Genomic DNA, 16,777 nt, shown 5'->3' on the forward strand with positions numbered 1-16,777 from the left:
GGACGACGACGATGTCGTCGGACTCGAAGAAGTCGGTCACGTCGTCGACTTCCGGCTCTTCGTCCATGTAGAGCGCCTGTACCTCGTCGAATCGACCCTTCTCTCGAATGCGGTCGGCGTGGTACTCGATTGCTTTCGCGGAGTTCTCGTTGCGCTCGGTTCCGTGACCGACGACCGCGAGTCCGAATCCCCCGCCGACGTTCGGGTCGCCGGTGACGGATTCCGCGCGACGGACGATGACATCGGTCATCGCCTCGTGCGTCCCGACCGGACCGCAGTAGTGGACCCTCTTTTCGGGTACGTCGTCGGCGGTGAGCGTGACGTGTGATGCCGAAAGTCCGTCGGACTCCCAGTCAGATACGTTCCACCCATCGAGCCGAAGCTCTCGCGGGATGACCTGCTCGGTGAAGTAGCCCTCGCTGACGAAAAGCGGGACCACGTACACCTCGTCGGACTCGACGGTTCGGAGGACTTCACGAATCGACGGCTCTTCCTTCCAGAATCCGGTTCGGACCTCGTCGAACGCGTCTACGTCGCGGATAGTATCCGCGTGGTCGTAGGTGGGTGCGCTCGAATCCGGGTTCAGGTGCGACCCGTGCGCCACGATGACCAGCGCTTGCATGTCCGGGGGTTACGACGGGACTGTCTTATGAACTTCGCATCCAGAAAAGGAATCTTGGCGTTCAGCCAACTCGCGTTCACCGCCCGTTCACGAAGCGTCGATGGCGGCGGCTTTTTGCACACGCCCGACGACCCCCCAGATCTGTCTCTCGCCGCCGACGCGCGCGATGCCGTTCGCGAACGACCGTTCCTCCTCACCGCGCTCCGTGCGGGCGTCGTCAACTATGCCGCCGTCGCCTCCTATCTCGACCTCGGAGACGACGACGCGGTTGCGGCCGCACTCCGGCGCTTTGCCGAAGACCTGCCCGAACTCGAACCCGATGCCCGCGAGGCGACCGTGACGATGCGCAGCGGCGTCGGACTCGTCGGTGAGGATATCGAGGAAACGGACGACGAGCCGATTCTCTCGGTTGCCGGTGTCGACCTTGCGGCCGGTGGCCCGCTCACCGCGATAATTGCCGAGGGTGAAGTCGACACGGCAGCCCTCACGACTGTCCTCTCACGCCTCGATGCCGAGTCCGTCGTCGTCGATTCGGCTGGCGTCGCTGGCGACACGATGGCGGTCGTCGTTCCGCGTCGACAGGGGGCCGCCGCGCTCCGAGTCGTCGAATCGGCTATCGAGAACGTGTACGTCTGAGTGTTTCGGCAGTGAGGGATTCTCCGACACTCGTTCCGACGGGTTGAAAATCCTCCCACGAGTAGCCGAGAGCGATGACCCTGTCCGTGACCAACACCCTGACGGGAGCGCGCGAGGAGTTCGAGTCGCACGGCGACGAAGTGCTGCTCTACGTCTGTGGACTGACGGTCTCGGACGACGCACACCTCGGCCACGCTCGCCTGTGGATGCACGCAGACCTGATGCACCGCTGGCTCGAATACGAGGGCTACGACGTCCGACACGTCGAAAACTTCACCGACGTGAACGAGAAGATTGCCGCCCGCATCGGCGAAGACGACCTCGGCGAGGACGAATCGTCCGTCGCCGAACACTTCGTCGACGACGTAATCAGCGACATGCGCGGCCTCAATCTGAAGCGAGCGGAGGTCTACCCGCGCGTCTCCGAGCACATTCCCGAGATTATCGACCTCATCGAGACGCTCGTCGACCGCGGGCACGCCTACGAGTCGAACGGTTCCGTCTACTTCGACGTGTCCACGTTCGACGACTACGGCAAACTCTCGAACCAGAAACTCGAAGAATTGGAGTCCCGCGCAAACGACAGCGAGCGCTCCGAGAAGCGGAACCCCACCGACTTCGCACTCTGGAAGGCCGGTGCCGTCGCACCCGAGACGGCGGCCGAACACCGACATCCCGACCTTGACCCGCTTACGGACCCGTGCGGGCAGACGTGGGAGTCGCCGTGGGGCGAGGGCCGACCCGGGTGGCACATCGAGTGCTCTGCGATGTCGATGACCCACCTCGACGAAACCATCGACATCCACGTCGGCGGCCGCGACCTCGTGTTCCCGCATCACGAAAACGAGATTGCCCAGTCGGAAGCCGCGACCGGCCAACAGTTCGCCCGCTACTGGCTCCACGTCGGCTTGCTCCAGACCGAAGGCGACAAAATGAGTTCCAGCCTGGGGAACTTCTTTACCGTCCACGACGCGCTCGGCGAGTTCGGCGCTGATGTGATTCGGACGTTCTATCTCTCGACCGCCTACGGCTCCGAACAGACGTACTCCGAAGAGACGATTTCGGAAGCCGAAGAGCGCTGGAGCCGACTCGAACGCGCCTACGAGACCGCCGTCGAAGCGTGCGACAGTCCCGACGCGCGGACGAAAGTCGAAGCGACAGAACTCCGCAAGGCCGTTGACGAGACCCGCGAGAACTTCCGCGAGGCGATGAACGACGACTTCAACGTCCGCGAGGCGATGGCGGAACTGCTCGAACTCGCAAGCGCGGTCAACCGACACGTCGGCGACGCCGACGAGTACGACTATCGCGCTCTCCGCGAGGCAATCGAGACGTTCGAGGCCCTCGGTGGCGAGGTGTTCGGACTCTCCTTCGGCGAGTCGGGCGACGGGGGCGACGTCTCAGTCGCCGAAGACCTCGTGCAACTCGTCTTGGACGTGCGCGAGGCCGAACGCGAGGCAGGTAATTACGAGCGCGCGGACGAACTTCGAGACGAACTGACTGCTCTCGGTGTCGAAGTCGAAGACAGTTCTGACGGCGCGACGTTCCGCTTCGAGTAAGCAGTCACACCACGACTCAACAGCTTTCTTTTCGGCCTCGAAGTCACTGCCGGCTACGGCTGCGTCGCCGTCTCACCGATGTCGACTGACGCACCGCTCACGACGAACCGCGCACCCCCGTCTCGGCCGTGTTCGACGTAGATGTCCCAGCCGTGGGCATCCACGATTTCGGCGACGATAGCGAGCCCGAGTCCGGTTCCGCCGCTGTTCGTCGAAAACCCCGACTCGAACACGTCGTCTCGTTTGTCCTCTGGAATTCCCATTCCCGAATCTTCGACGTAGAATCCGTCGTCGGTCGTTCCGACCCAGAGATTGATGTCGTCGCCGCCGTGTTCGAACGCGTTACGAACGAGGTTTTCGAAGAGCCGCCGGAGTCGGTCGGGGTCGGCGGCGATGGTTCCGTCCGATTCGATAGTGAGTTGCGCGTTGTCCGTCACGACGACATCCCACGCTAGCGAAGCGATGTTTCCGAGTCGAACCGGCGTCGGGTCCTCGACGATTTGCCCGTGTCGGGCGAGACTGAGCGCATCCTGGATGATGTCGTCCATCCGTTCGAGTGCGCGTTGTGCCGTCTCTGTGTGGGCGTCGTCTCCCGTCTCGCGCGCCAGTTCGAGATGACCGGATGCGATGTTGAGCGGGTTGCGGAGGTCGTGAGAGACCACGCTTGCGAACCGTTCCAGTCGCTCGTTCGCCCGACTGAGTTTCCGTTCTCGTTTCGTCCGTTCGGTGATATCTCGAAGGTTCAGGACGATACCCTCTACGAACGGCTCGTTCAGTAGGTTTCGTCCGATTCCTTCGACGACCACGGGGTCGTCTCCGGGGCCGCTAATGCGCGCCTCGAATCGTTCGGCTCCCCCCGGCAGTTCACAAATTCGGGAAAACGTCTGTTTCACCGAGTCGAGGTCCACGTCATCGACAAGGTCGAAACTGGATTTGCCGATGAGTGCGTCCGGAGAATGTCCGGTCAACTCTTCGATTGGCGGACTCACGTACTCGATTCGACCCTCCTCGTCGAGGACGGCAATGACATCCGACGCGTGTTCGATGGAGGATTGAAATCGCCGCTGAGCACGCTGTCGCTCAGTCGCGTCACGGATGGTGACGACCATCCCGCTTTCACCTTCGGCAAGCGGCGATGCCCTGACTTCGAGATACCGATGGGTCCCGTCCCCATCTACCTCGAAGACGACTGTCGTATCCTGTCTGCTGTCGCCCTGTACGTCTTCGAGAAGGTCGTCGATTGGCGGTGCCACCGTCGAGAGATGGCATCCAATAGAATCATCGGGCGACGAGAGCAGTTGCTGTGCTGCCGGATTCAAATCGATGATTCGACGGTCCTTGTCGAGGACAACGTAGGCGTCTCGCATCTCCTCGACGACGGTGTCCCGGGCGACTGGCACGAGGTCCAAGAGCCGATATCGAAAGAGTGCAACCGCGAAGAGCACGCCGGAGGCGGCGAACGCGATAGACGTGTAGTTGAGTACCGAACCACCCAGGACCCAGTAGATATTTGGTGCGAGTGAGACGGCAGCACCGGCGAAGATAGCGAGTCCCTGTATTCGGAGGACTCGCCGCAACCGAAGGATTCGGCGCAATAGAACCGACATCCCGAGAAGAACCAGCAGATACGAGTAGGCGACGTGGGCGTAGTACCACAGGTGGAGTTCACGCTGGACGACGACGAGCGGTGACTCGGTGATACCGGTCACAGTCCACGCAAGTCCGTGGAGAGGATTCGCCATGACCATGGCTGACAAGAGAACAGACGGCACGGTGATAATTGCAATCCGCTTCCGTGTGGGCGTGATTCGAGAGTCGGCGTACTGGAGGGCGAAGGCGAGCCACGCGGGTGGGAGGACGCTGACACCGACATATGACAGTCGAAGCCAGAACAATTGCCACTCCACACTGGTTCCGGCAAGTTGGAGAAGATACAACGCGGACCACCACGCTGAAGCGACGGTAATCGTCCCGAGTGCAGTTGCACCGGTCGTCGTGCGATATCGAAACGAGTACGCAGCGATTGCTCCCGCCAAGAGGACAGACACAATGAGGGGGATAAAGATGGGATGAAACTGCCACGTACCGTCCATCGTGCGAAAACAAACGGACCCGTGTTATAAGGGTTGGCAGTACTGTCAGCTGCCGAGAATCACATCGTAAAGAGGTGTGAGTCGTCCGGGATGTCGAACAGTCCCATCCGAACGCCAGCGTCCAGCCAGCCGTACCCGTAGGAGAATGATGCGAGCGCGTTCACCCAGTCATCCGTATCTTTGAAGTGGCGGCCGTCGTCGAGATAGGATTCGGCCATTTCGAGGCAGTCGGCAGCAGCGTGGCCGAGATGAGTCTCCTCGGGGACGGCCTGTACTGCTTCATCGAGCGCATCGGCGAGCATGCTCTCGTATCGGTTCGTCTTCTCGTGAAGGTCGGCGGTCATGTCCAGTTGTGTGTCCGCAACGGATACCGGTCTTTCGCTCCGTGTTGGTGACGACCGGCTCGCACATCTGTGATATGTGTTCTCGTGGCGGTTTTGTAGCAGGTCTCGCAATACAGCGAAACCTTAAGACACCGCTGAAGCGAACTACGAGCCATGACAGAAGACGCCGATTCGTTCGTCGAGCACAGGAAGCTCATCATCGCTGGTTCGGGCATTTCTGGCCTCTCGTCGGCTATCTACGCTGCGCGCTCCAACAACGAACCACTCGTATTCGAAGGCGACGAGCCGGGTGGCCAGCTTACCCTTACGACGGAAGTCGACAACTATCCCGGCTTCCCCGAGGGTATCTCCGGTCCCGAACTCATCAACAACATGAAAGAGCAGGCCAAGCGCTTCGGCACGGAGATTCGCCACGGCATCATCGAGGATGTCGATGCATCGGAGCGCCCCTTCACGGTCACACTGCAGAACGGCGATGTCTACACCACCGACGCACTCATCTCTGCTTCCGGCGCGTCGGCGCGGACGCTCGGCATCCCCGGCGAAGATGACCTGATGGGCTACGGCCTCTCGACGTGTGCGACCTGTGACGGCGCGTTCTTCCGCGACGAGAAGATTATGGTCATCGGTGGCGGCGACGCGGCCGTCGAGGAGGCAAACTTCCTCACGAAGTTCGCCTCGAAGGTGTACCTCGTCCACCGCCGCGAGGAGTTCCGCGCCGAAGACTACTGGGTCGACCGCCTGATGGAGAAGGTCGACGAGGACGAAATCGAGCTGATGCTCAACACCGAAGCGACCGAACTCCACGGCTCCGCTGAGGAGGGTGTCGACCACGTGACGCTCGTCCGCAACCCCGAGGGCCACCCGACGGCCAAACTCGACGACCCCGAGACCGAGGAGTTCGACTTCGACGTTGGCGCGGTGTTCTACGCAATCGGCCACACGCCGAACGCCGACTACCTCGAAGGCACGGGCGTCCAGCGCGACGAAGACGGCTACATCATCGCCAAAGGCGGCTCCGGCGGCGGCCAGACGGCGACGGACGTGCCCGGCATCTTCGCCGCGGGCGACGTTGTGGACTACCACTACCAGCAGGCCGCGACGGCGGGTGGCATGGGCGTGAAGGCCGCCCTCGACGCCGACGACTACCTCGAAGAACTCGAACGCGAGGAAAAGCAGGCCGCGACCGGCGCGGCGGAATAATCGATTCGGCGTCTCAGGAGTCGCTTTCTTCTCGGTGCGTCCGATTCTCGTCTGGGGACGCACTCGGAACGAAGCCTTGGTAGCCGAGACTCAAGACGAGATAGCTAATCGCACCTATAGTATCGTTTGCAAGTCATCGTACACTCGCTCGACCGCTGTCATTCGACCGGATGTGTCACCAGTTGCAAACGCTACTATAATTCCTCACACCGTGACTACGCTACTGCACATCCTCTCCGCTTTACGTGAGTTGTGACAGAACCAGCCCGGTAGACGCGCTGATAACGCCGAAAACGGCGTAGATGCTCGCAAACAGGGGCGCGTCGAGCACGTTTGTCAGGTCGGCGACCGCGACTGCGAAGAACAGAAGGCTGACGCCCACGAGACCACCACCGAGAATATTCGGGACTCCTCGCTCGGTTTCCATGGTCTCTGTTCACTCTCTGGGGAACAATAAGTAGTCGGGGACGAAGCCCGCTCAGTCCGCCGGTTCCACAGTCACGCCGCGCTCTTCAGGTGTCAGGTAACACTGCGGGTCGGGACCGAATAGCTCCCCGGTCGCCGCGAGCGAACGGAGGCGTGACGACCCGCGACAAACGTCCTGATACTGGCACGTAGCGCACTTCCCGGTGAGGTACTGCTCCCGCTCGCGGAGTTTGGCGAGAAGCGGGTTGGACTCGTCGTCCCAGATGTCACCGAAGGGTCTGTCGCGGACGTTACCGAGGCTATAACTCTGCCAGAACTGCGTGAGATGCACGTCGCCGCGGTAGTCAACGTCGGCGACGCGCTCGCCGGTCGGGTCGCCGCCGTTGACGCGGAGATACCGGTGAATTTCGTCGGCGTAGTCGCGTCCGAGTTCCTCTTCCGCGTATTCGACGACGTACGCGGAGTCGGCGTAGTTACCGACTAACAGCGTCTCGATGTTCTCGCCTGCCTCGTGGTACTCGCGGGTCATGTCGAAAAGACGGCGGACGGCGCGTCGCTGGGCCTCGTCGTCGAGGTCGGCGTCGGCGATGTCGCCGCCGCGGCCGCCGTAGTCGAGGTGGTAGAAACAGAAACGGTCGACACCCACGTCGTACAGGAGGTCGACCACGTCTTCCATGTCGGCGGCGTTGTGCTCGGTGATGGTGTACCGAAGGCCGGTCTTGAGGCCCACGGAGAGGCAGTTCTCGATGCCGCGAACCGCGGCGTCGAACGCGCCATCTTTCCCTCGGAATCGGTCGTTTCGCTCTTCGAGACCGTCGACGGAGACGCCGGCGTAGGAGAGACCGGCGTCACGGAGTGCGGCCGCCTTCTCTTCCGTGATGAGCGTCCCGTTAGTCGAAAGGACTGCACGGATACCCGCGTCGGTCGCGTAGTCGACGAGTTCGACGAGGTCTTCGCGGACGAGCGGTTCGCCGCCCGAAAACAGAAGGACCGGTACGTCGTAGGCGGCTAAATCGTCGATTAGCCCCTTCGCTTCCGCGGTCGACAGTTCACCCTGCGCGGGGTCGAGGTCGGCACCCGCATAGCAGTGTTCGCAGTAGAGGTTGCACCGCCGCGTCGTGTTCCAGACGACGACAGGCCGCTTTTGATTCTCTTCTCGAATCTGCTCGTAGTTCTCGTTCGGGTCGTCGTAGCGGAGACCGTCGCCTTCGGCGCCGCGGCCACACAGGAGTTTGCTAATCGAAATCATTCGGGGGATCCCTCACTTTCGGCGGCAGTCGACGACGTATTTCCCTTGGCTTGCAGGTCGTTCCCGCCGAGTCGAAGCATCTCGTCGGCCGGACAGAGCCATATCGCTCCCTCGTCGTCGCCGAAGAGAGTTCTCGCCTGCTCAACTGCGAGGTCGCCGGACGGTGCGGTCACGCTGCCGACGTGACGCATCGGTTCGGTCGAATCCTCGCGGAAGAGTACTTCCCACTGGCGACTTCCGTCGATTCGGGCCTTTCGCCTCGGGTCGTCGTCGCTATCCATGTGCACACCTTCGGAAGGGAACGCTACGCTCGTTTCGCACGTTTTCAGCGCGTGGGAATCGAAGCAGTAGACTTGCTCCAGTACAAAGTAGCGGTGAACGATGACGGAACGATTCTCTCGGCGGACTTTCCTTCACGCAACGGCTGCATCTACCGGAATTGCGCTTCTCGCGGGGTGTTCCAGCTCTGCGGATACCGATTCAGGCGAAAACGGCGGTGACACCGGCGGTGGCGACTCCGACGCGACCACCACGGCCGACACCGAAAGCCGAGACTTCGGCGGCTGGTTCGACCGAACCGACAACTACGACGGCGTCCACGACATGACCGGCAAAGACACGGTCAGTGTCACTGTCGGCGCGGAAGGCAACGGCGGCGGATACTTGGCCTTCACCCCTGCTGCAGTGAAGGTCTCACCAGATACGACCGTCGTCTGGCAGTGGACGGGCAACGGCGGGACGCACAACGTCGTCGAGCGAGAAAACGGGCTGTTCGAGTCGGAAATCACCAGCACTGAGGGCCACACCTTCGAGTACACGTTCGAAGAGACAGGAGAGTACCGCTACGTCTGTGTTCCCCACGAACAACTCGGTATGGTCGGCGCAGTCGTCGTCGAGTAGACGCCGCTGGACCGCAGAAACGCAACTAATCTTTCACGCTATCTTTTCAGCGTCACTCAACGGTGCCGTACACAGGACACAGCCCGTTTCGCGGAGCGTCTGTAACATCGGTTCGTTGACCCGATATCGCTCACCACACTGTGGACAGGTCACGTCGAACTCGTGCATTGGAGGCTCACCAACTATTAGTAGGCTCCTCGAACCCGAGGGAGCACACCCTCAATTCACGGGGCACTGATAGTTCTCCGGCAATCGTCATCGCGTCAGTCCTGTAGAATGGCACCCATGAGCTTCTTTTGTGCCATCGCGAGATGTTCGGAGAACGTCGACGTCGTGATGCCGAGTTCGGTCGCCACCTCCCCCTTGTTGGCGCGCCGTGGGTGGTCGAAGTATCCCATATCGTGGGCCTTCTCCAGCACCTCACGCTGCCGGTCGGTGAGTTGTCCGCGTTCGACTAACACGAGGTCGCGGGATTCGTCGGAAGACGACTGGAGGAGCCGACGCACGTCCACTGAGCCGGACGCTTCACGAAGGGCGGAGACAACGTCACGGAGCGTGTCCACATCGGGGGCATGGAACGTCAAGAAGAGCGCGCCGTCACGCGTCTGTACGTCGACCACGGGGCAGTCGAACGTCTCGACTTGCTCGCATGGACACCCGACACCTCCCTCGCGTTCGAACCGATAGACGCTCCCGTCGCCGTAGTCGAACAGTTGGTCCATCTCATCGGGGATGCTGTCGGTGTCGTCGAAGACGAACTCCTCGGTAACGGCCCCATCCTCGTTCGGGGACATGCTTCGCGACAGCGCGTACCCGGATGTGTCACCCTCGGATACCGATGCGACGGGGCAGTCCGTCGGACCCGTCACTTTCAACTCTGCTCTGATGCCCGCTGCGCTCGTCATGTATGTACACAGCGGCCCCAGGCCCTGATATAAACACCCACGATACACCGGGCCTTTATATTGCGGGCCCTGTTCAGCCGCGTTGACCGGGCGGATTCTCGGCGACGTGTTTGTGAGATGTATAAAGTGCCCCGCATATTCGGGGTGGACTTCGAGGGGCTACGCGGACCAAACACCAGATGAGCATGCAGACCGGCCTTAGACGCAACCCGACCAACCCCGCCGAGATGCAGGCAGAGCAGGTTCTCGAAGCACTCTCGGACCGTGCGTGCAGACAGATACTCACGACGCTTCAGGGCGCAGCCAACCCGATGACTGCACAGGAGCTTTCGAGCACGTGTGATGTACCGCTTTCGACGACCTACCGGAAACTCGAACAGCTTTCGGACGCGAACCTTCTCGAAGAGACCCTGCAGTTACGCGCAAACGGAACGCACACACACGAGTATCGGACGGAGGTAGACTCGGTTACGGTCTGTTTGAACGACGAGGACGGACTCGATGTCGTCATCCCGGGGGAGTTCTGATGGGTTCTGAATCAGCACACACACCGGGTTCGAACACCGAAGTTCCCACGCGGCCGCGACTTACGTCGCGCATCGTCACCCGCGATGACGGACGCGAAGAATGTACGATTCATCCCGAAGATGCGACTCCGGACGAACTGCTGACAACGTGGGTGACCGCACTCGACGACACGTTCGTCGACCTCGACTCGATGCGATAGTGACGTTACAGGGCCGAAAATGGTATTCTCAAATGTGTCTCGTGACGAGTTAGTCGGTAGCTTATGTAGCAGCGTGGCCGAGACGGTTGGGAACGGCTGAGCGCGGTCGGTGGGAACGGCTGGGCGCGGTCGGTGGGAACGGCTGAGCGCGGTCGGTTCGGGTTAGCCGAAGACGAACGATTATAACCGGCTATGGTCGGTCGGGTCGCCGTCTCCGCGCTGCGGGCGGAGGCTGTCGAGTTCCATGAGGTACTCTTCGAGTAAGGTCGGAAAGGCCCGCCCGCGGAGATTCCTGAGACCGAAGTCGGCGGCCCAACTGATGATGCCGGTGTCCTCGGTAACGACACCGGCGTTCAATTCGCGGGCGAGGATGAGGAGGTCAAAGTCCTCACGCGAGTCGAGAACGCCCTGTCTGAGCGCGCCGCGATAATCCTCGCGGAGGTCGGAGATTACCTTATCCACGTCCGAGAGTTCCGACCCCCCGTCGGACCGCCGTTTGGACTCTTCGGCCTTCCGGACGGCTTTCTCGGAGACGCGGAGACCGCGATTGACCCGGTCCGACATCTCGTCGATAAACCGATAGACGATTTCGGCGGGGATGTACACCTCGTAGCGGTCGGGGTGTTTCTTGATGACCCACGTGTCGAGTTTGCCGAGCACGTCCTCCGAAACGCCGCGTTCACGGAGCACGTGCTCCAGTTCGGCGGCGATAGACGGCGGCATGTAACACGAGATATTCAGGTCCAGTCGAGCGGCAGCAATCGTATCGAGGAGTCGCTCGACTCCCTCTTCGAACGTTTCGTCGTCGTCTCGAATCTCCTCGGAGAGAAAAAGTGAGGTGTCGAGCACGAACCGTTGTTTGAGCGGGTACTCGGCCATTAGATAGACATTCGCACTCGTGGACCATGACCCTTCCCCGTGTGAGAGGTACATTCAGCTCTGTGTGAGTGATGAGTCAGTTCCGACGACACTGGAATCAGCCCAGATTCAAAACAGCGGTTTGAGTTGGTCGGCATCGGTCTCAACGAGATTTTCGAGTGGTTCGACATTCGACTCGGGCGTGGCGAACATCTCTCGCTGTGCCTCGATGGCGACTGCCTGAAGTTCCTTTACACGCGGGACATCGTACACACCGGAAAAGAGGACGACAGCAGCCACGTAGTTCGATTCGACGGGATAGTCGCCGCCACGAATCTCCCGCGACCCGGTCTCGTCTTCGACCCACGCCCGACCTCGTTCGAGACCGCGGCGGGTGAGCACGTCTGGTGGCCCGGCGACGATGACGAGTCCGCGTTCAATATCGGCTATTTGACACGGGAGCGTGAGTCGGCCGAGGGCGGCACGTCTCACGAGGTTGGCGAGTCGGTTCGTCGAGTGAGGGGTGTCATCGGAGTCGGTGCGTCTCCCGACGAGTCGAGAGAGAAGCCCTCGCTCGGGTCTATCGTGTTCGACCGATACGTAGCCGACCGTCGAAATGCCGCCGGTTGCGAGCGTACTGATGATTTCGGACGTCTCGATAGTCGAGTCCGCGTTGGCGTCGGTTCCGTCGGCACCGAACAGCACGCCCAATCGGCGGGCGAGTTCCGAGTTAGGCATCTCGTACGCAGCGTCACCGCTTCGACGCCAGTTCTCGTTGTCGAAGAGTATGAGGTTGTCAACCTCGTGGACGAACGTCTGGAGCGACTGCGCGGCGTTGATGACGTAGATACCGCCTTCGTCTCGTGCGGGCAACAGTCCGAGTCCGTAGACGGGCTTGGCGTAGCTTCGGCTGAGTTCACGTGCGATGACGGGTGCGCCGCCGGAGCCGGTGCCGCCACCGAGTCCAGCAACGACAAGGAAGGCATCGATTTCGTGAATCGGGAGGTCGTCGACCATCACGAGCACATCGCAGATGTCTTCGGCAACAATGTCTGCACCGAGCTCGATGTCTGCACCGGCGCCGTGACCCATCACGTGAGGTAACCCGACGAGAACCTGCCGCGACGCTGGGACGTGCCGCAGTTCTCGTAAGTCCGAACGAGCCGAATTGACGGCAATTGCGTCGGCGACGAAGCCAGTTCCGGTTCGTCGGTCGTAGTCAATGAGGGCGTCGGCGACCGTTCCGCCAGCCTGACCGACCCCGATGAGTGCGAGCTTCATAGTCCGGTTCCTCTCGAAATTCTGAATGTCAAGACGGACGCACTATGTTTGAGTATGCGCTGCGTAGACACGTATCAGTCAATGGCTAACAGTTGTGGGAGACCGTGAGTCGTCGACGGCCCGTTAGGACTGATTTGAGTGGTATGGTGAGTCGTCAAAACCGCTGTCCGTCTCGTCGGCGTCACCTTCCACATCGCTGGTATCGGTATCGTCTTTCATCTCGCCTGAACGCTCGCGGAACGACTCGCAGGCGAGTTCACCGACGGTGGAAAGTAACTCGCTGGAAGACACCACGTGGCCTCGGTCGCGGAGTCGCTCGTAGACGGCGCGACCGGCGTCACCGGCGTAGTTTCGTTCTGAAAACGGACGTTCTTCGACGAGGACGAGGTACTCAGCGGCCGTCGCGGCTTCGAGGTTTGCGAGGTTCCCTTCGCCGACTTCCACGTCTGCGACGACGGTCACGTCGGCGGCTTCGATGTTCGATTCGAGGGCCGCCTGTGCAGCATCGTCAACTGGGGCGTAGGGCGGGACCGTCGCGAGGTCTGCACCGACCCGTCGGGCGGCTTCGGCGTCGGTGTCGCCTTCGTTGAGCACGCCGGCAGAAAGCGCATAGCCCGCGGCAGAGAGGACGTGGAGTGCTCGCGCACCGGTTCCGCCGCCACCGACGACGTGAACGCGACCGCTCGCATCGTCGGACGATTGCGGGAGTGCAGTCACGTAGACGGAACCAGTCACGGGGTGCCGGGAGACGACCGCCTCGGCGTCGAATGCCGTCTGCAAGTTGGACTCGGTGAGCACCATCTCGGGGTCGCCAGCCGACAGGATTCGGCCGCCGGAAAGGAGTACCAAAGCATCACAGTAGTGAGCCGCGAGATTCAGGTCGTGAATAGCCGCCACCGCGGTCGTCCCATCAGCGACGAGGTCGGAGACGAGTTCGAGCGTCCGAACCTGATGGTTGATGTCGAGGCTGGCGGTCGGTTCGTCGAGGAGCAAGACGGGCGTCTTCTGTGCCAGCGCACGGGCAATGAGGACGCGCTGTCGCTCGCCGCCGCTTACTTCCGTAACGGGGCGGTCTTCGAGGGCCGTGATGGTGGTCCGCTCCATCGCCCGCTCGACTGCCGCCTCGTCGGCCGCGCTCCACCCGTCGAACCGGCCACGGTGGGGCGTCCGACCCATCTTGACGACCTCACGGACGGGGAAGTCGAAGGTGACGCTCGTCGTCTGCGGGACGGTCGCGACGAGTCTGCTCGCCGCCTTCGATGAGAGCGCGTGAATATCTTCGCCGGTGATTTTGACGGTCCCGCGTTCCGGTGTCAGTGCACCGTTGAGCGTCCGGAGAAGCGTCGTCTTCCCCGCACCGTTGGGGCCGATGAGGCCGACGAACGTCCCGTCGCCAATCTCAGCGGAGATGGCGTCGAGTATCTGCTGGCCGCCGAGGGACACCGAGACGTCGTCGAGTTCGATTGCCGGGTCGGCGTCGAAGGGGTCGTTCTTGGGGTCGTCGCTCGTGGAGGCATCACTCACGGCGAGTGCACCTCCCGCGTGCGGAGGAGATAGAGGAAAAACGGCGCACCGACCGCGGCGGTTACCACGCCGACCGGAATCTCAGCCGCGCCCGACCGGGCAATCGTGTCGGTGGCGACGAGAAACGACGCGCCCGCCAGCGCCGACGCCGGGAGGAGAATCCGGTGGTCGGGACCGACGACGAGTCGGAGCATGTGCGGGACGACGAGACCGACGAATCCGATAACGCCCGAAACCGCAACCGCGGCCGCGGTGACGACACTCGCCGTAGCAAGCAGGAGTTGTTTCGCCCGCTCGACTTCGATTCCGAGGGCGTGGGCGTCGTCTTCGCCGAGGAGTAAGACGTTCAGGTCGCGGGCGTGGACGAGCAAGAGGAGAAACGGAAGCGGGAGCACGAGAGAAAGCATCCCCACTTCGTCCCACGTCGCGCCCGCGAGGTGACCCATGAGCCAGAAGACGACCTGCCGGAGGCTCTCACCGCTCTGGAGGAGGAGAAACGAGATAACCGCGCCGAGAAACGTCTGGATGGCGACGCCAGCGAGAAGCAAAGTTGCAACGGGCGTTCGGCCGTTTTCCGTCGCAAGCAGGTAGACGACGAAAGCGGTGACGACGGCGCTGACGAAGGCCGCTCCTTCGAGTCCGAACGGAATCGAAAGCGGCAGTACGATAGTCGACACCGCACCCACAGCAGCACCCGACGAGACACCGACGATAGACGGGTCAGCCATCGGATTCCGGAAGAATCCCTGCATGACGGTCCCCGCGGTTGCGAGTGCGAATCCGACGAGCGCTGCGAGGAGAATCCGCGGGAGCCGAACCGAGAGAACGATGATGCGGGCGGTTCTGGGAACGGTGAAATCGAACGGCGAGACGAACTCGATGCTCGGCGTCGGGACCGACCCCACGAGCGGAAGGATAGTCGAACTACGGACGGAAACACCGACTGGAATCGGGACCGCGTCGACGAGGATTGTGACGACGGTCCGCGGTGGGATGGTGACTGCACCGATGCCGGCGCTCACCACGATAACGAGGACTAAAAGCGCGGCGAGGCCAATCGCCCACGTGGTCGCCCGCGTTCGAACACTCATCTAACACAACCGGGCTTTCAGTAGGCAAATATTTATTGAACTGCCGATGAGGCCACTATCGTGAACTACCGATACGTTGCCGCGCTCTTGGCACTCGTGACCGTGTTCGCTGGCGTCCCAGCGCCGGTCGCGGCCACAGACCAGACTGCACAGTGTACGTTCCCGATAACGGTCACCGACGCCACGGGAACCGAAGTGAACCTCACCGAGAACCCCGAGCGCGTCGTTACGACCAACCCGAGCGCCGCCCAGACGATGTGGGAAATCGGCGCGAAAGACGAAGTCGTCGGCGTCTCGCAGTACGCGACGTACCTCGACGGCGCGAGCGAGAAAACGAACGTCTCGGCGTCGAGCGGCCTCAACGTCGAGGTCGTTATCGATCTCGACCCCGACCTCGTGCTCGTCCCGAACTCCTCGTACAACGCCGAACCCGACCGCATCGAGCAACTCCGCTCGGCCAATCTCACTGTCGTCGTCTTCGAGTCCGGCAAGTCGCTCGACGGCGTTGCGAACAAAACCGAACGTATCGGTCGCATGACCGGTAACTGCGACTCCGGCCTCGAACGCGCAGAGGAGATGCGCACGTCCATCCAGCACATGGAACAGGCACTTGACGGTGTCGAGCGTCCCGTCGGCCTCAACGCGTTCTTCGGTTACACCTCGGGCAAGAACACGTTCATCTCCGAGATTATGACGACCGCCGGGCTTCGAAACGGTGCGGCGGAGGCGAACATCACCGGCTTCGGCCAGATTAACGAGGAGACCGTCGTCGACATGAACCCCGAGTACATCGTCGTCCCCTCACACGCGCCGGTTCCGAGCAGTCCTGCCTACAACAGCACGACGGCCATACAGGAAGGCAACGTCATCGTCGTCGACGCCAACAAACTCCAACAGCCTGCGCCGCGCGCGGTCGAAGCGAGTGAGGAAATCATGAAGGCGGTCCACCCCGACGCCTACGAGCAGTATCAGGAACTCCAGAACGAGTCGGTGACGGAATCGACTGACTCGGCAACTGAAACGACGACTCAGGAGAACGCGACCGAGAACACTACCGAAGAAGAACCCGAAACGACCGCGACACCCGAACAGACCACCGAGAGTGACGCACCCGGATTCGGTTCGGTTGTGAGCGTTATCGCGCTTGCCGCCGTAGCACTTCTCGCTCGGTACCGGTAAGGAACAGCGCATCTCGACAGTTTTTATTTTCGCACGTTCCCCGCGAGTACGTAGCGTGCCAGTGGTCACAACGCCGAGAGCACGTCAGTGAGACTCACAGCGGACAGCCAGAATGCCAAGAGTTGCCCGCCGAGAATCATCACGATGCCAACGACGCCGAGCCAATAGACGCGCTTGCGC

General features: G+C 61.7%; 19 protein-coding genes. 7 read left to right on the forward strand and 12 right to left on the reverse strand.

Features of this window, described 5'->3' with window-relative positions; all coding sequences use genetic code 11:
- The coding region (locus QT222_RS18350) for a CbiX/SirB N-terminal domain-containing protein (RefSeq protein ID WP_491478004.1) at window positions 1-622 on the reverse strand (622 nt) is incomplete at its 3' end.
- A gap of 141 nt (window positions 623-763) precedes the next feature.
- On the opposite strand from QT222_RS18350, the gene QT222_RS18355 reads away from it, so the two are divergent.
- Together QT222_RS18355 and cysS are read left to right on the forward strand one after the other, a co-directional pair.
- On the forward strand, window positions 764-1,258 hold the full coding sequence (locus QT222_RS18355) for a DUF7523 family protein (protein WP_491478013.1): 495 nt from the start codon (window positions 764-766) through the stop codon (window positions 1,256-1,258).
- Between the two features lie 74 nt (window positions 1,259-1,332).
- A complete protein-coding gene (gene cysS / locus QT222_RS18360) occupies window positions 1,333-2,817 on the forward strand; it encodes a cysteine--tRNA ligase (protein WP_004572539.1) in 1,485 nt (494 codons plus the stop codon).
- A gap of 53 nt (window positions 2,818-2,870) precedes the next feature.
- Here cysS and QT222_RS18365 read toward each other — a convergent pair whose 3' ends face one another.
- Both QT222_RS18365 and QT222_RS18370 read right to left on the reverse strand, forming a co-directional pair.
- Complete coding sequence (locus QT222_RS18365) at window positions 2,871-4,910, reverse strand: histidine kinase N-terminal 7TM domain-containing protein (protein WP_491478005.1); 2,040 nt, start codon at window positions 4,908-4,910, stop codon at window positions 2,871-2,873.
- A 59-nt stretch (window positions 4,911-4,969) separates the two neighbouring features.
- Window positions 4,970-5,254: a DUF357 domain-containing protein gene (locus QT222_RS18370; RefSeq protein ID WP_004572541.1), complete on the reverse strand. Its 285-nt coding sequence runs from the start codon at window positions 5,252-5,254 to the stop codon at window positions 4,970-4,972.
- Between the two features lie 153 nt (window positions 5,255-5,407).
- Between QT222_RS18370 and QT222_RS18375 the strand changes: the two genes are divergently transcribed.
- Window positions 5,408-6,457: an NAD(P)/FAD-dependent oxidoreductase gene (locus QT222_RS18375; protein WP_491478006.1), complete on the forward strand. Its 1,050-nt coding sequence runs from the start codon at window positions 5,408-5,410 to the stop codon at window positions 6,455-6,457.
- Window positions 6,458-6,698: 241 nt separating this feature from the next.
- On the opposite strand, the gene QT222_RS18380 is transcribed toward QT222_RS18375, so the two are convergent.
- Genes QT222_RS18380 through QT222_RS18390 form a run of 3 tightly spaced genes read right to left on the reverse strand, consistent with a single transcriptional unit; the run spans window position 6,699 to window position 8,413 of the window.
- Window positions 6,699-6,884, reverse strand: a complete 186-nt coding sequence (locus QT222_RS18380) for a hypothetical protein (protein WP_491478007.1) — start codon at window positions 6,882-6,884, stop codon at window positions 6,699-6,701.
- Between the two features lie 51 nt (window positions 6,885-6,935).
- Window positions 6,936-8,132 carry a TIGR04347 family pseudo-SAM/SPASM protein gene (locus tag QT222_RS18385; protein WP_491478008.1) on the reverse strand — a complete coding sequence of 399 codons (1,197 nt, stop codon included), beginning with the start codon at window positions 8,130-8,132 and terminating at the stop codon, window positions 6,936-6,938.
- On the reverse strand, window positions 8,129-8,413 hold the full coding sequence (locus tag QT222_RS18390; protein WP_491478009.1) for an Htur_1727 family rSAM-partnered candidate RiPP: 285 nt from the start codon (window positions 8,411-8,413) through the stop codon (window positions 8,129-8,131). The genes QT222_RS18385 and QT222_RS18390 overlap by 4 nt, the downstream gene beginning before the upstream one ends.
- Before the next feature lie 100 nt (window positions 8,414-8,513).
- Here QT222_RS18390 and QT222_RS18395 point away from each other — a divergent pair, with 100 nt between their 5' ends.
- Complete coding sequence (locus QT222_RS18395; RefSeq protein WP_491478010.1) at window positions 8,514-9,032, forward strand: halocyanin domain-containing protein; 519 nt, start codon at window positions 8,514-8,516, stop codon at window positions 9,030-9,032.
- A gap of 33 nt (window positions 9,033-9,065) precedes the next feature.
- Here QT222_RS18395 and QT222_RS18400 read toward each other — a convergent pair whose 3' ends face one another.
- Window positions 9,066-9,200, reverse strand: coding sequence for a DUF7560 family zinc ribbon protein (locus QT222_RS18400; protein ID WP_425497317.1), 135 nt, complete (start codon window positions 9,198-9,200; stop codon window positions 9,066-9,068).
- Between the two features lie 95 nt (window positions 9,201-9,295).
- Window positions 9,296-9,937, reverse strand: a complete 642-nt coding sequence (locus tag QT222_RS18405; protein ID WP_004572547.1) for a helix-turn-helix domain-containing protein — start codon at window positions 9,935-9,937, stop codon at window positions 9,296-9,298.
- Window positions 9,938-10,122: 185 nt separating this feature from the next.
- Between QT222_RS18405 and QT222_RS18410 the strand changes: the two genes are divergently transcribed.
- Window positions 10,123-10,464 carry a winged helix-turn-helix domain-containing protein gene (locus tag QT222_RS18410; RefSeq protein WP_004572548.1) on the forward strand — a complete coding sequence of 114 codons (342 nt, stop codon included), beginning with the start codon at window positions 10,123-10,125 and terminating at the stop codon, window positions 10,462-10,464.
- Complete coding sequence (locus QT222_RS18415) at window positions 10,464-10,664, forward strand: DUF7511 domain-containing protein (protein WP_004572549.1); 201 nt, start codon at window positions 10,464-10,466, stop codon at window positions 10,662-10,664. Before QT222_RS18410 ends, QT222_RS18415 begins: the two co-directional genes overlap by 1 nt.
- Window positions 10,665-10,844: 180 nt before the next feature.
- On the opposite strand, the gene QT222_RS18420 is transcribed toward QT222_RS18415, so the two are convergent.
- The 4 genes from QT222_RS18420 to btuC all read right to left on the reverse strand — a co-directional run bounded on the left by QT222_RS18420 (window position 10,845) and on the right by btuC (window position 15,418).
- Window positions 10,845-11,543 (reverse strand): RNA ligase partner protein, encoded by a 699-nt coding sequence (locus tag QT222_RS18420; RefSeq protein ID WP_004572550.1) that lies wholly within the window; start codon window positions 11,541-11,543, stop codon window positions 10,845-10,847.
- A gap of 108 nt (window positions 11,544-11,651) precedes the next feature.
- The gene (locus QT222_RS18425) at window positions 11,652-12,803 is read right to left on the reverse strand and encodes a tubulin/FtsZ family protein (protein ID WP_491478011.1); all 1,152 of its coding nucleotides are present in this window, start codon (window positions 12,801-12,803) and stop codon (window positions 11,652-11,654) included.
- A 123-nt stretch (window positions 12,804-12,926) separates the two neighbouring features.
- Entirely contained in the window at window positions 12,927-14,327 is a 1,401-nt protein-coding gene (locus tag QT222_RS18430) for a heme ABC transporter ATP-binding protein (protein WP_004572552.1), read from the reverse strand.
- The gene (gene btuC, locus QT222_RS18435) at window positions 14,324-15,418 is read right to left on the reverse strand and encodes a vitamin B12 ABC transporter permease BtuC (RefSeq protein WP_004572553.1); all 1,095 of its coding nucleotides are present in this window, start codon (window positions 15,416-15,418) and stop codon (window positions 14,324-14,326) included. The genes QT222_RS18430 and btuC overlap by 4 nt, the downstream gene beginning before the upstream one ends.
- Before the next feature lie 60 nt (window positions 15,419-15,478).
- Here btuC and QT222_RS18440 point away from each other — a divergent pair, with 60 nt between their 5' ends.
- Window positions 15,479-16,597: a PGF-CTERM-anchored ABC transporter substrate-binding protein gene (locus tag QT222_RS18440; RefSeq protein WP_491478012.1), complete on the forward strand. Its 1,119-nt coding sequence runs from the start codon at window positions 15,479-15,481 to the stop codon at window positions 16,595-16,597.
- The last annotated feature ends 180 nt before the right edge of the window (window positions 16,598-16,777 follow it).

It is taken from the genome of Haloferax sp. s1, from assembly GCF_058382125.1.